Raw genomic sequence first — 12,125 nt, 5'->3', positions numbered from 1 at the left:
GATGATGTGGGACTCCTCGGTGGACGAACGGTCCGGTGAGTCCAAGCACATCGCGCCCGTCGACACCGAGATCGAGACCGCGGCCGACGGCTCGCAGACCCTTGTCCTGCGCCCGGATGCCGGCTACTTCGCGCAGGACCTGACCTACCCGGTCACCGTCGACCCGACCAGCACCCTCGCCGTCACCACCGACACGTGGGTCGCCACCAACTACCCGGACTCACAGATCTCCTCACCGGAGCTGAAGTCGGGCACGTACAACGGCGGTGCAACCGTTGCGCGTTCATTCCTGAAGTTCGATCTGTCGGCACACGGAGGTGTCAATGTTATCGACACCAACCTGGCGCTGTACTCGGACTGGTCCTCCTCCTGCACCGAAGGCACCGGCACGGCCGGATCACCGAGTCGTGGTCGTCGTCCACGGTCACCTGGGCCGACCCGCCCGCCTCCACCACCACAGGACAGGTGATCAACACCGAGGCCAAGGGCTACTCGGCAACCTGCCCGGCCGGCACGATGAATTTCGACATCGACGCCATCGTCAAGGCGTGGACCAGTGGCACCGCCAACCACGGCCTGCTGATCCGCGGCGTCAACGAAACCGACTCCTACACCTGGCGCCGCTTCCGGTCTGCCAACTACGTCTCCGGCGACGGCTCGACCGAACCGCACCTCAAGATCAGGTTCAACCACTACTGGAGCGGCACATGCTCCATTCCAAGCGGAGCACGAGCAATGCGTTCCTCGGTGACATCATCTTCTACGACTGGAAGGGCGACGGGAAAGTCGATCACGCCTCGATCATCAGCAAGATCAGCAATGGGAAGATCTACGTGTCCCAGCACAACAAGAACTACAAGTATCGGAGCCTTGCCGCGCAGAGGAGCGCAGAGCCGAAGATGAAGATATGGATCTCCCGACCCAAGCCGGAGTGGTACTGATGCGGCGCGGACCCGGAGTGTGGATCGTCGCCGCAGAGGCGGTGCTGACCCTTCTCGTCGCCCGGACCCTGTGGACCTGGCGAGATGACCCGTACGTCTTCCTCGCGGATGTTCCGTACATGAAGTGGTCCAGCATCGGACTCGCGGTCTCGCTCCTACTGACTCTGGCCCTGGTCTCGCGTGAGCAGTTGTGGCCGCGACGTGTCGGCTGGTCGTTGACGGCGGCCCGGCTGTGCCTGCTGCCGTGCCTCGCGCTGGCCTGGTATCCGGCGATGTCCCCGTACATCTCTCTGTGGTGACCGGCGGGCATTACGCCTGATGCCGGCAGGTGACCGGCCGGGGGCCGGGCCCGTATTGCGGGCCCGGCCCTTCATCAACTCTGTATGGGTGTCGATGCGATTCCGTGCACGATCGTGTAACTCCGCCACCTCGTCCTCACTTGAGCCAACCTAGAACACTTCCCACACACGCCCTGGACGGGGCGCGGCGGCGGGACGGGCCTCAATCCGTTCTGGGCGGCCGGGATTTGACCCGCCGAGAGGATCGGCCGGTTGTCAGTGGCTCTTCCTATGCTGACGCCATGGAGATCACGAAGCGGACACTTGCGGAGGCCTGGCAGCGGACGGCCGCTGGACACGCCCTGCTCCACGGGGTCGGGCTGCCGCCCGTGGCGTTCTCGGCGGACGAGTTGGAGGAGTACGCCGAGCGCGCCGAGGAGGCGGAGGACGACGGCCTGCACCTGCTGCTGGACGAGAACGGCACAGTGCGCGGCTATTACGGCCCCTACCGGGAGGTCTTCGCCACCCGCGACCTCGAACAGGCGCTCTACCTGATCGCCGAGGCCGCGGTGCGTCGGCGCGGCGGCAGTCTCGAGGAGGTGGCCGCCACGCTGGAGCGGATCGACCCGGCGTGGGGCAGACGGTTCCGCAGCGGCGGCCTGGACGATACGGGAACGGTCGAAGCGTGCGGGCGCGACCCACTGGATGGGCTCGCGTGGATAGCCGGGCCCTGGCGCGAGCAGAACCCGTACTCGACCCTCGCCTTCTTCCGCGCGGCGTCCGGGCGAACCGTCGACGCCGAGCGGCTGGCCCTGCTCTACGGGGCCGACCCCGTGCAGGTCGCGGCCGGCACGCGCCTGAAGGACCTGCGGGCCGTGGACAGCGGCCGGGTCCACTGGGACCGCCAGTGGCAGAGCTGCTGTTTCGGTCAGGCAGGCGGGTGGACGTTCCTGCTGCACCACGACATGCCGCCAGGGGCCTTCGCCGACCAGGAGGCATATGCGGCGCTCGGGATCATGGAGAGCGTGTGGCTGACCGCCACCGCCGCGAAGGCCATCTACACCTTCGACTACATGCGGGACGGTCGCCGCGTGGACGACGACTGGGGCGCGCTGGAGCTGATCTGGTACGAACGCGGCCATGCCCCCTATCTGCGGGGCGGCGAACTGGACTTCCTCAACCGCGCCGTACGCCGCGCCGAACTGGACCACCCCGAAGTGACCAACACCTTCGAGCTGTACTTCCACGCTCTGGAGGAGTCCCTCGGGCTGCGTCTGCCGCGCCGGCACTTCGTGGAGGGGGAGGTGCGGGCCGCGTACTGGGCCGAGAAGTAGTGGTGAGCACGGCGAGGGGCGCTCGTGGAGCAGCAGGTTCTGCGGGGAATTCCATTGGGCCCGGACGCAGGGCGGCGTCCGGCGGCTGGGTAAGTTGGTGGCCACCGACCCAGGAGATGCCCCGTGCCCGGCCGCCCCAGCGTTCTGTTCGTGACTGATCTCGCCTACCAGGCCCAGGGGCGACGCTACTGCGACGAGGACATCTTCTTGTCGTCGCGGCTGCGGAACGACTTCGACGTCGCCTTGTGCAATCCGCTGGACGCCGCCGCTCTCATGGACGCCTTCGACGCGGTCGTGGTTCGCAACAGTGGACCCGTGCTGCACTACCGGCGGGAGTACGACGCCTTCCGGGACAGGGCCGCAACGCTCGGCACCCTGCTCTACAACCCGCTGTCCGGCCGGGCCGACATGGCCGGCAAACAGTACCTGCTGGACCTGACGGCTGCGGGCTACCCGGTCATCCCCACCGCCGACCGGCCCCAGGCCCTCGGCTTGCTGCCTGAGACCGACCAGTACGTGGTCAAGCCGAAGGCAGGGGCGGACTCCATCGGCCTCAACTTCGTCTCCCGGGACCAACTGGACGGCCTCTCCTACGCCGGCATCCTGGTCCAGCCCCGCATCGACTTCCGCTACGAGGTGTCGTTCTACTTCATCGACGACGCCTTCCAGTACGCGCTTCACGCTCCCGACCCCGACCGGCGATGGGTTCTTGAGCCCTACCAGCCCACCGAAGCCGATCTCCTCTTCGCCCGCCGCTTCATCGACTGGAACACGCTCGACCACGGTATCCAGCGCGTGGACGCCTGCCGCACCCAGGAGGGCGACCTTCTGCTGGTCGAGCTGGAAGACCTCAACCCGTACCTGTCCTTGGACCGTGTCGACGACACGACCCGTCACACCTTCGTCGAGGGCATGACGGCCTCTCTGCACCGGCTCCTGGGCACCTCACCCCGCCCCTGAACCGGCACACGCCCGGTCACTTCAATGCGGCCGCTACGCGTATCCCATGGTGCCGGGAACGTCGCCCCGGTCGCGAAGTCGCCGACAGCGAGCAGCTCAAACAGAAGGTCGAACGGTGTCTTCTCGCACCAGGTCGGCTTTCGCGTGTCGGCAGCCGCGCCGTCGAACATCGTGTCGACTGCGCGACGGAGGATCTTGAGCGGTTCGCGCCGATCGCCGAAGTACGGGTCGGGATCCGGCCCGCGGGGCGGCGGCTCCGGCGGATGCAGGTGCAGGCGATGCCGGCGAAGTGCTGAAACAGGTGTGGCAGGGAGGAAAAGGGCAACTCAGTACTCAGGCCGGGCGAGCGGCGTTCCCAGGGGGCCGCCCCGGCGCAGGCTTCTCCGGTTCGGCCAAAGTGCCGGAGGGGCCGCCCCGACCAGCCGTTACTCGATGTTGCCCCCTTCGCAGACTCGGCGGGCGACCTCCCGAAGCTTGATGTTCTGCTCCTGCGAGTAGCGGCGCAGCACGTCGAAGGCCTGCTCCTCGGTGAGGTGGCGGCTGCCCATGAGGATGCCCATGGCCTCGCCGATCAGGTGCCGGGTCTGAACGGCCTGCTCCATCTGGGCGTGGGTGCGAGCGCTGGAGAAGGCGACCGCGGCGTGGGAGGCGAGCAGCCAGCCGGCCAGCTCGCCGATCTCCGTGAACGCGCCGGGCTTGCGGGAGTACAGGTTCAGCGCGCCGAGGTCCTCATCCTCGGTGAACAGCAGAAAGCCCATCATGCTGCCGATACCCAGCGCCTGTGCCTGCGGCGCATAGGCGGGCCACCGCTGCCGCTCGTCAGTGACGTCGGAGATACGGAAGACCCGTTCGCCCAGCGAACTGCGCGCGGCGTCGAAACACGGCCCTTCCCCCAGCCGTTCCTGCAGCTGGTCACTGTCGATGACCGGCTGCTCGGTGGGGGCGAGTGTCTCCACGCGCTTGCCGTGCAGGACGAGGATTCCGGCAGCGTCACAGCCCTCGACCAGCTCGGTGGCTGATCCGGTGATGCGGTCGAGTGTGGCGCTCACCGATCCCTGTGCCAGGAGATCTCGTGCCAGTGACGCCATCTGTTGTGCGAACCGACTCCAGTCCACTCCGTCCTCCACTGCTCGCTGCGGTTCGACGTCTCCTGCCCCTTCTCCACGCGCGCCTCACCTTTGCGTCTGTGCGAGGGCCGCCACGGGAGGGGGCGTCGGCACCTTCGGCGCGGCGTCACACAAAGGCCTCACCCTGCTGAGGCATGCGCCGCAGGCAGCCGGCAGTCAGTAGTCGAGGTTCGGGTACCAGTCGTCACGGCCCTTCGGCGTCAGGTCGAGGATGTGCCAGACGGGAGCCATGAGGTCGATGCCGCGCTCGTCGATGTCGTCGGCCATGCGTGGGTGCGTGGAGTAGAAGTGGCGAACCGTGCCGCCGCCGTCGCGGGTGAAGACCGAGACGGTGGAGTCCTGCTCGCCGTCCTTGTCCTCGCTGCCCAGGTCGTACTTGAACGAACTGTCGCCGCCGCTCAGGAGGCGAAGCCGGCGCCAGCCGCGGTTGCGGGCGTGCCGGCGGAGGGTCGGCAGGTCGGCGGCCGCGACGACGGCGAAGTCGACGTTGCGGGAGATGTGGTGCGCGATGCCGTTGAAGCCGTCGATCCACAGGGTGCACATGGGGCAGGGGTCGGTCTGCAGCTTGCCGTACATGAAGTGGTAGACGATCAACGGGCGGTCCGGGGCCGTGAACAGCTCACTCAGAGTGACCTCGCGGACCGGTGTGTCGCCGACGCCGAGGTCGGCGGGGCCCTCCATGAGGACGTAGTCGTCGACCGGTGGCCCCTGGGGGAGTGCCCGGCGCTGGGCCGCGACCCTCTCGCGGTGCCGCATGAGTTCGATCTCGGCCAGGCGCAGCTCTTCGCGGGCGTCGAGATAGTCCGCCGATTCGCCGGCCAGTCTGGTGTGCCGCAACATCACGCCCTCCTCGGTGCCGCCCCCGGTCCACGGTTCGGACTACGAGCGGCCTGGCACCCGGGGTGCAGGACCGCGCTCCCGAACCGGTTCTTCGAGTCTATGGAGCGCCACGCACTGACGCCCTGCGGGCGGGGACGCGCCGTCGGGGCTCGCGCTACGTAGGCGGGGCGGGGAGGGTGCTGTGCACGGCACGGCTCCTTCCGGGCGTTCAGAAGGCGTACCGCACGTCCAGCCACGGCGCGTGGCGGTCGATCAGGTCGCGCAGGGTCTGCACCGCTTCCCCCTTGATCCCGTTGCGGTAGCGCACGTTGAGGGCGCCGTTCTCGGAGCGCTTCGCCTGCTGCAGGTCCGGCCGCCACAGGACGTCCTCGGCGCGGGGATGCCAGCCGAGGTTGACCTCGTGGAGCTCACGGTTGTGCGTGAGCATGATGACCTCTGCGGCGGCCTGCCGTTTCACCCGCCACGGCAGTACGTCGTCGAGGTGGCTCAGCAGCTCCGCCCAGGCGGCCTCCCAGCCGGGGCGGAGCATCACGGGGGACAGGTTGAAGTGCACCTCGTACCCCGCGTCCAGGAAGTCCGCCGCGGCACCGATGCGTTCGCCGACGGGTGAGGTGCGCACATCCAGCAGCCTGGAGTCCTCCGCCGGCATCAGCGAGAAGCGGACGCGGGTCCGACCGCGCGGGTCGAGGGCGAGCAGGTCGGGGTTGACGAACTTGGTGGCGAAGGACGCCTTGGCGGTGGGCCACTGCCGGAAGGTGTGCACCAGGTCCGCGGTGTTGTCGCAGATCAGGGCGTCCACGGAGCAGTCGCCGTTCTCGCCGATGTCGTAGACCCAGGAGAGGGGGTCGCACTGGTTCGGCTCGGGTTTGGGCCCTTGCCGGGCGACGTGCCGGGCGATGTGGGCGACGATCCGGTCGATGTTGGTGAAGACGGTGACGGGATTGGCGTACCCCTTGCGCCGCGGTACGTAGCAGTACGCGCAGGCCATCGCGCACCCGTTGGAGGCGCCCGGTGCGATCCAGTCGGCCGAGCGGCCGTTCGGTCGCGTGACCAGGGATTTCTTCTCGCCCAGCACCAGCGTCCCGCCCTTGACGCGCACCCAGCGCTCGACGTTGCCCTCGTTGCCGTGCAGCCCGGGAATGCGCCAGTGGGACTCGACCGGCGTCACTCGCGCCTCGGGGAAGCGGGCGATGATCTGCCGCCCGCGCGGGGACGCGGCTGCGGCGGGCTCTGCGTGGATCTCCCGTACCGGCAGCAGCCGACGGGCAGCGGCGGAGGTCCGGAAGGACGGGCGCTCGTCTGCTGCGGCCGGTCCGGGACCGAGGGCGTCGAGCCCGAACAGCGTGCCCGAGTCGTTGTCGTCCGGGCTGCCGGACGGGTGGTGCATGAGTGCTCCCGTACGGGGTGGTGCGAGGGGCCGGAGAGACCGTCGTTCCACTGTACGGGGCACATACCCGCCGTCGCGTACTCGCGCGAACGGGGGTGCGTGAGGGGGCCGCCCGGGGGCATACGCGTTGCACGGCACCACCGGCGGCCGACATGGCCCTGACCCCGTCATTTCCGTGGTACTTCCCTCTCCAGGAGGCACATCGTGCTGGGCATCATCGCGGCGGTCCTGTTCTTCATCGCCTTCCTCATCAACGCGGCGGACATCTCGACCAACGAGGTCTTCGCCTCGACCAATGTCATGCTGATCGGTCTCATGCTGCTTGCCCTGCACGTCGCGGGCGTCGGAGGCGGCTGGTCCGGGCGGGGCCGCAGGCGCTGACGAGGCCAGGGGCGCGCGACGGACAGGGAAGGCGCGTGAGAGGCAGCGAGGGCGAGCGAGGGTGCGGTCGATGCGCTCTCCCGAAGAGTTGAACGCGTTCAAAACGTCTGCGAGGATGTTCCCGCCGGCAGTCAACCGCCGGCCGGAAAGGACGGCTTCGATGACGAGCTCGCTTCTCATGCCGGGCCGGCGCGTACTCCCGGGCACCGCGCCCACCGGCGCGGACATGCCCGGGAGCACGGCGCCCACCCGCATCCTGGACTGGCGTCATCGTCGCGTCACGGCAATGATCGGCACGATCGGTGCCGCGCCGGACGGCCAAGGCGCCGGGAGGCGGACCGCCGGGCAGGTGGAGGCCCTGCGGCGGGCCCATCGGGTCATCAGCGAGGCGGTGCGCCCGGTGTACTCGGTGCAGGACGAGAGGCCCGTGTCCGAGGTGCTGCGCCGCGGCCGCGGCTCGTGCAGCCAGCGGCTCGCCGTCCTGGAGGCCGTCGCACGGGCCGATGGCATTCCCACCCGGGTGCGCGGCCTGCTGGTCGACGGTGCGTTCTGGTACCCCCGCTTCCCGAGGATGCGGCACCTCGTCCCGGACCAGGTCGTCCTCGCGTGGCCCGAGTTCCGCATCGCGCCGGCAGCGGGGGAGGGGCAGCGGGCGGCGCGCTGGCTGACGGCCTCCGAGATCTTCGGTGACCTGGGCGAACTGAGCCTGCGGGCGGGCGGTGGCTTCACCAACGGCGACGCGGAGACGCTGTTCGACGCGTTGTCCCGGACGGCCGTCGACTGGGACGGAGCCACGGTCTGCCCGGCCGGCAGCCGCGACGGATCCTGCGACCTCTCGTCCCACGTCCTCGCGGACCTGGGCCACTTCGACTCCCGCGACGACCTGTTCGCCCGGCACGGCCAGACCCTCTGCCCCATGGCGAGGCTGCTGGCCGAGCCGATGCTGGGCAACCGGAGGAGCGGCGGCCGGACTTCCCAGAAGCCGGCGGGACACGAGGGACCCTGACGTGTGAGCGGCCGCGGCGCGCCCACAGGGGCACACACGCAGGCAGCCCCCGACCGCTGTCAGCCGATCGGCACCGGCAGAGGGACCACGTCGTAGCCGAGCTCGATCGTCTCGCCGGTGCCCGGGTCGGCCAGCTCCACACGCCAGCGCTCGGCGAACTGGTCGACGCCCTCCACCATGGGAATGGTGCCCGAGATCAGGACGGTTCCCGGCACCAGTTCGCCGCGCTCGCGCAGCACCTCGGCCCAGTAGGCGGGCGTGAGGAGCTCCGCCAGTGTGCCGTCCTGGATCAGGGACTCCGCACCCTCGTGCGTCACCCATGCGCGCAGCGTCAGCTCATCGAGCCGCGCTTCGACGTCGGCCAGACGCCATGCCCGGCGGGCCAGCACGTCGGGGCTCGCGTTCTTGCTCCACGCGACCCCGTGGACCTCCAGCTTGCGATCGGTGTGGTCACAGGCCGCCGTGAGCAGCAGTTCGCCTGCGTCGTCCACCACAAGGGCCCACTCCGCCTCGCCGGAGGTGCGGCCGTGCTGCACGCTGACCCGCTCGGTCTGCTGGGCGAGGTAGGGCGAGACCGGATAGAGCGCGGGGGTGACGGACGGGGCGGGGACGCCCAGTTCGGCCAGCTCGGCGATGTGTGCGGAGACATGCTCCTGGTCGCGGCCCGCGTACCCCGCGTTGAGGACCTGGACGACCTCGACGTCTCGCATCGAGCCGTCCGGAAGCATGAAGGTCAACTGTGACATGGTTTCTTACCATTCGTCGCATGGTCGGAGCGGTGAACTTTGCGCCAAGGGCTTGCGCATACGACCTGTATACAAGAAGTATGCCGGGAGGTCGACCATGCGATCGCAGCTACACCGCCTCGAACCCGGACGGACGGACAACGTGAACAAGCCTGAGAGCGGCGGCGCAGTCCGCCGCGCCTTCCTTGCCAGCCTGACCGGCACGGCCCTGGAGTGGTACGACTTCGCGATCTACTCGGTGGCCGCGGCACTCGTCTTCGGTGATCTGTTCTTCCCCTCCGAGGACCCGACCACCGGCACGCTCCTCGCCTTCTCCACCTATGCCGTCGGCTACGTCTCCCGTCCCCTGGGCGGCTTCGTCTTCGGCCGGCTCGGGGACCGGATCGGCCGCAAGAAGGTGCTCATCGCCACCCTTGTCATGATCGGAACCGCGACCCTGCTGATAGGGCTCCTGCCCGCCTACGCCACCATCGGCGTGACGGCTCCGATCCTGCTGGTGCTGCTGCGCTTCGCCCAGGGCGTCGGTGTCGGAGGAGAGTGGGGCGGGGCGGTCCTGCTCTCCAGCGAATTCGGCGATCCACGCCGGCGCGGTTTCTACGCCTCGGCCGCCCAGGTCGGGCCCCCGGCGGGCAACCTGCTCGCCAACGGAGTGCTCGCGGCGCTCGGTGTGCTGCTGACCGAGGAGGCGTTCCTCTCCTGGGGATGGCGGGTGGCGTTCCTGCTCTCCGGGGTCCTCGTCGTCTTCGGCCTGTGGATCCGGGCGAAGCTGGAGGAGACCCCCGTCTTCCAGGCCATGGAAGCCACGCAGCAGCGCCCGACGGCGCCCGTCAAGGAAGTCTTCACCACCCACCCCCGTCAGCTCGTGGCCGCGATCCTCTCGCGGGTGGCCCCGGACGTGCTGTACGCACTGTTCACCGTCTTCGTGCTGACGTACGCCACCGCCGAACTCGGCATGTCACGGGGCTCGGCTCTCGCCGCCGTGCTCGTCGGCTCCGCGCTGCAGATCTTCCTGATCCCCCTGGCCGGCGCGTTGTCCGATCGCGTCAACCGCAGGCTGCTGTACGGAATCTCAGCGGTGGCCGCGGGCGTCTGGCCCTTCGTCTTCTTCCCGATGACAAGCGGCGGAAGCTGGCCACTGCTGGCGCTCGGTGTCGTGGTGGCACTCGTTCTCCACTCCTTCATGTACGGACCGCAGGCCGCCTTCGTCGCCGAGCAGTTCGACGCGCGGCTGCGCTCCACCGGCTCCTCCCTCGCGTACACCCTCGCGGGCGTCATCGGCGGAGCCGTCGCGCCCCTGCTGTTCACGGCACTGCTGGACACCTACCGCTCCTGGGTTCCGCTGGCCCTGTACATCGCGGCGGCCGCCGCCGTCACGATCACCGGGCTGCTGCTCGGCCGTGACGCGCCCTGCGACGACAGTGCGGCGGTCATCGCGGACTCCGCCGCCCGCACTGGCACAGCGGCCCCGGTCGCCTGACGTCCTGGCACCCCTGCCTGAGGAAGGACCCCGCACCTCATGCGCATCGCGCTGAGTCAGATCACCACCGGCCCCGACCCCGAGAAGAACCTCACCGCCGTACGGGAACAGGCACACCGGGCGGCGGAGTCCGGCGCACGGCTCGTCGCCTTCCCCGAGGCCACGATGGCCTGTTTCGCCACCCCGCTCGCCCCGCTCGCCGAACCGCTGGACGGGCCCTGGGCGACGGAGGTCAGGCGAATCGCCAAGGCGGCCGGACTCGTGGTGGTCGCCGGGATGTTCACCCCCGCGGAAGCCGGAAAGGTGACCAACACGCTGCTGGTCACCGGCTCCGGGGTCGAAGCGTCCTACGACAAGATCCACCTGTACGACGCCTTCGGCTTCACCGAATCCGACACGGTGGCTCCTGGCTCCGAGGTCGTCACCGTCGATGTGGACGGCGTCCGTGTCGGCCTGGCCACCTGCTACGACATCCGCTTCCCGGAACTGTTCCGCGCCCATGCCGATGCCGGAGCCGTCGTCTCACTGCTGCCGGCGTCCTGGGGTGCCGGCCCGGGCAAGCGCGACCAGTGGGAGCTGCTGACCCGAGCGAGAGCCCTCGACGCCACGGTCTGGCTCGCCGCCGTGGACCAGGCCGACCCGGCGGCCTCCGGCACATCGGTGCCGCAGAAGGCCCCGACCGGCATCGGGCTCAGCGCGGTCATCGGCCCCGATGGGACCGTACGGGACCAACTCCAAGAGGGACCGGGGCTGCTGATCGCCGACCTCGACCTCGACGAGGTCGCCTCCGTGCGCCGGAACGTGCCGGTGCTGGCCAACCGGGCCCTGGCCCGGTCCTGAGACTTGACCCCCCCGGGCCCGTGTTCCGCCAAGCCACAACTCGGTGGAGCGCGGGCCCTTCGCGCTGCGGCCAAGCCTCCGCTAACCCGCGAGAAGGACCTTGAGGGTGGAGTCCAGGTGGCAGTCGATCGCTGCCCGGGCCGCCGGCGCGTCCCCCGAAGCGATCGCCGAAAGGATCGCCCTGTGCTCGTCGAGCACCGTCGCCTGCCGCCCGTGCTGATGGAACAGCGCCGCCACCCCGGCCCGGATCTGGCGGCTGCGCAGCCCCTCGTAGTGGCGGTCGAGCAGGGAATTGCCCACAGCCGAGACGAGCGTCGCGTGGAAGAGATGGTCCTCGGCGATGAACTCCTTGGCCAACTCGGGCCTGCTCAGCCCCCGCTGGCGCTCCAGGATCTCCTCCAGGTCCTCCAGCGGCGCCCGGCCGTCCGCGATGACCTGCTCGGCGGCGTACCGCTCGACGATCCCGCGCAGTTGCATCAACTCGGTGATCTCACGCCCCGTCAACGGCACGACCTGCGCTCCGCGCTTGGGTACGAGCCGCACGAGGTCCTCGGCCGCGAGCAGCAGCAGCGCCTCGCGGATGGGCGTACGCGAGACCCCGATGCGATCGGCGAGCTCCTGCTCCGAGAGGAACGCCCCCTGCATCTCAGGATCGGTCAGGACGTGATCCTTCAGGAACGCGTACGCCCTTTCCCGCCCCGATGCCGCAGCCATTCCCAGCGATTGCATACAACGAGTATACGCCGGTCGCCATCCGGGAGGCCAAGGACCGGGGGTCGGCCCTCTCTGGCAACAGGCCACGGTGTGC

Annotated in this window: 14 protein-coding genes and 1 pseudogene; 10 read left to right on the top strand and 5 right to left on the bottom strand. The window is 69.3% G+C overall.

Annotated elements, in window-relative coordinates; translation table 11 throughout:
• Position 1: 1 nt before the first annotated feature.
• The 6 genes and pseudogenes from ACIHCM_RS29485 (at position 2) to ACIHCM_RS29460 (ending at position 3,513) form a co-directional block, all read left to right on the top strand.
• The gene (locus tag ACIHCM_RS29485; RefSeq protein ID WP_399902250.1) at positions 2 to 469 is read left to right on the top strand and encodes a DNRLRE domain-containing protein; all 468 of its coding nucleotides are present in this window, start codon (positions 2 to 4) and stop codon (positions 467 to 469) included.
• Positions 358 to 621 (top strand): annotated as a pseudogene (locus ACIHCM_RS29480) (DNRLRE domain-containing protein); the annotation flags it as partial. The gene ACIHCM_RS29485 and the pseudogene ACIHCM_RS29480, both read left to right, overlap by 112 nt.
• A gap of 86 nt (positions 622 to 707) precedes the next feature.
• Positions 708 to 941 carry an amidase domain-containing protein gene (locus tag ACIHCM_RS29475; protein WP_399902247.1) on the top strand — a complete coding sequence of 78 codons (234 nt, stop codon included), beginning with the start codon at positions 708 to 710 and terminating at the stop codon, positions 939 to 941.
• Entirely contained in the window at positions 941 to 1,240 is a 300-nt protein-coding gene (locus tag ACIHCM_RS29470) for a hypothetical protein (RefSeq protein ID WP_399902244.1), read from the top strand. Before ACIHCM_RS29475 ends, ACIHCM_RS29470 begins: the two co-directional genes overlap by 1 nt.
• 281 nt (positions 1,241 to 1,521) lie before the next feature.
• Positions 1,522 to 2,553: a hypothetical protein gene (locus tag ACIHCM_RS29465; protein ID WP_399902241.1), complete on the top strand. Its 1,032-nt coding sequence runs from the start codon at positions 1,522 to 1,524 to the stop codon at positions 2,551 to 2,553.
• A 123-nt stretch (positions 2,554 to 2,676) separates the two neighbouring features.
• Positions 2,677 to 3,513, top strand: coding sequence for a hypothetical protein (locus ACIHCM_RS29460; protein WP_399902238.1), 837 nt, complete (start codon positions 2,677 to 2,679; stop codon positions 3,511 to 3,513).
• Positions 3,514 to 3,938: 425 nt separating this feature from the next.
• Here ACIHCM_RS29460 and ACIHCM_RS29455 read toward each other — a convergent pair whose 3' ends face one another.
• The 3 genes from ACIHCM_RS29455 to ACIHCM_RS29445 form a co-directional block, all read right to left on the bottom strand.
• Entirely contained in the window at positions 3,939 to 4,601 is a 663-nt protein-coding gene (locus tag ACIHCM_RS29455; RefSeq protein WP_399902511.1) for a GAF and ANTAR domain-containing protein, read from the bottom strand.
• A 195-nt stretch (positions 4,602 to 4,796) separates the two neighbouring features.
• Entirely contained in the window at positions 4,797 to 5,480 is a 684-nt protein-coding gene (locus ACIHCM_RS29450) for a DUF899 family protein (RefSeq protein WP_399902235.1), read from the bottom strand.
• A 208-nt stretch (positions 5,481 to 5,688) separates the two neighbouring features.
• Positions 5,689 to 6,867, bottom strand: a complete 1,179-nt coding sequence (locus tag ACIHCM_RS29445) for a spore photoproduct lyase family protein (protein ID WP_399902232.1) — start codon at positions 6,865 to 6,867, stop codon at positions 5,689 to 5,691.
• A 204-nt stretch (positions 6,868 to 7,071) separates the two neighbouring features.
• Here ACIHCM_RS29445 and ACIHCM_RS29440 point away from each other — a divergent pair, with 204 nt between their 5' ends.
• Both ACIHCM_RS29440 and ACIHCM_RS29435 read left to right on the top strand, forming a co-directional pair.
• Positions 7,072 to 7,248: a hypothetical protein gene (locus ACIHCM_RS29440; protein ID WP_399902230.1), complete on the top strand. Its 177-nt coding sequence runs from the start codon at positions 7,072 to 7,074 to the stop codon at positions 7,246 to 7,248.
• A gap of 160 nt (positions 7,249 to 7,408) precedes the next feature.
• Entirely contained in the window at positions 7,409 to 8,254 is an 846-nt protein-coding gene (locus ACIHCM_RS29435; RefSeq protein ID WP_399902227.1) for a transglutaminase domain-containing protein, read from the top strand.
• Between the two features lie 59 nt (positions 8,255 to 8,313).
• Here the strand turns inward: ACIHCM_RS29435 and ACIHCM_RS29430 are convergent, their stop codons facing one another.
• Complete coding sequence (locus ACIHCM_RS29430; RefSeq protein ID WP_399902224.1) at positions 8,314 to 9,000, bottom strand: DUF2848 domain-containing protein; 687 nt, start codon at positions 8,998 to 9,000, stop codon at positions 8,314 to 8,316.
• A gap of 97 nt (positions 9,001 to 9,097) precedes the next feature.
• Between ACIHCM_RS29430 and ACIHCM_RS29425 the strand changes: the two genes are divergently transcribed.
• Positions 9,098 to 10,477, top strand: coding sequence for an MFS transporter (locus tag ACIHCM_RS29425; RefSeq protein WP_399902221.1), 1,380 nt, complete (start codon positions 9,098 to 9,100; stop codon positions 10,475 to 10,477).
• Positions 10,478 to 10,516: 39 nt separating this feature from the next.
• Positions 10,517 to 11,317 carry a carbon-nitrogen hydrolase family protein gene (locus ACIHCM_RS29420; protein ID WP_399902218.1) on the top strand — a complete coding sequence of 267 codons (801 nt, stop codon included), beginning with the start codon at positions 10,517 to 10,519 and terminating at the stop codon, positions 11,315 to 11,317.
• Between the two features lie 81 nt (positions 11,318 to 11,398).
• On the opposite strand, the gene ACIHCM_RS29415 is transcribed toward ACIHCM_RS29420, so the two are convergent.
• Entirely contained in the window at positions 11,399 to 12,046 is a 648-nt protein-coding gene (locus ACIHCM_RS29415) for a GntR family transcriptional regulator (protein WP_399902215.1), read from the bottom strand.
• Between the last annotated feature and the right edge of the window lie 79 nt (positions 12,047 to 12,125).

Source organism: Streptomyces sp. NPDC052023 (assembly GCF_044548465.1).
Classification (GTDB): Bacteria; Actinomycetota; Actinomycetes; order Streptomycetales; family Streptomycetaceae; genus Streptomyces.
This window is presented reverse-complemented; position numbering and strand designations above follow the sequence as displayed.

Excerpts from the sequence above, each read along its gene's own strand:
- ACIHCM_RS29485 (WP_399902250.1), top strand. The coding sequence starts at position 2 with ATGATGTGGGACTCCTCGGTGGACGAACGGTCCGGTGAGTCCAAGCAC.
- ACIHCM_RS29475 (WP_399902247.1), top strand. The coding sequence starts at position 708 with ATGCTCCATTCCAAGCGGAGCACGAGCAATGCGTTCCTCGGTGACATC.
- ACIHCM_RS29470 (WP_399902244.1), top strand. The coding sequence starts at position 941 with ATGCGGCGCGGACCCGGAGTGTGGATCGTCGCCGCAGAGGCGGTGCTG.
- ACIHCM_RS29465 (WP_399902241.1), top strand. The coding sequence starts at position 1,522 with ATGGAGATCACGAAGCGGACACTTGCGGAGGCCTGGCAGCGGACGGCC.
- ACIHCM_RS29455 (WP_399902511.1), bottom strand. The coding sequence starts at position 4,601 with ATGGCGTCACTGGCACGAGATCTCCTGGCACAGGGATCGGTGAGCGCC.
- ACIHCM_RS29450 (WP_399902235.1), bottom strand. The coding sequence starts at position 5,480 with ATGTTGCGGCACACCAGACTGGCCGGCGAATCGGCGGACTATCTCGAC.
- ACIHCM_RS29445 (WP_399902232.1), bottom strand. The coding sequence starts at position 6,867 with ATGCACCACCCGTCCGGCAGCCCGGACGACAACGACTCGGGCACGCTG.
- ACIHCM_RS29435 (WP_399902227.1), top strand. The coding sequence starts at position 7,409 with ATGACGAGCTCGCTTCTCATGCCGGGCCGGCGCGTACTCCCGGGCACC.
- ACIHCM_RS29430 (WP_399902224.1), bottom strand. The coding sequence starts at position 9,000 with ATGTCACAGTTGACCTTCATGCTTCCGGACGGCTCGATGCGAGACGTC.
- ACIHCM_RS29425 (WP_399902221.1), top strand. The coding sequence starts at position 9,098 with ATGCGATCGCAGCTACACCGCCTCGAACCCGGACGGACGGACAACGTG.
- ACIHCM_RS29420 (WP_399902218.1), top strand. The coding sequence starts at position 10,517 with ATGCGCATCGCGCTGAGTCAGATCACCACCGGCCCCGACCCCGAGAAG.
- ACIHCM_RS29415 (WP_399902215.1), bottom strand. The coding sequence starts at position 12,046 with ATGCAATCGCTGGGAATGGCTGCGGCATCGGGGCGGGAAAGGGCGTAC.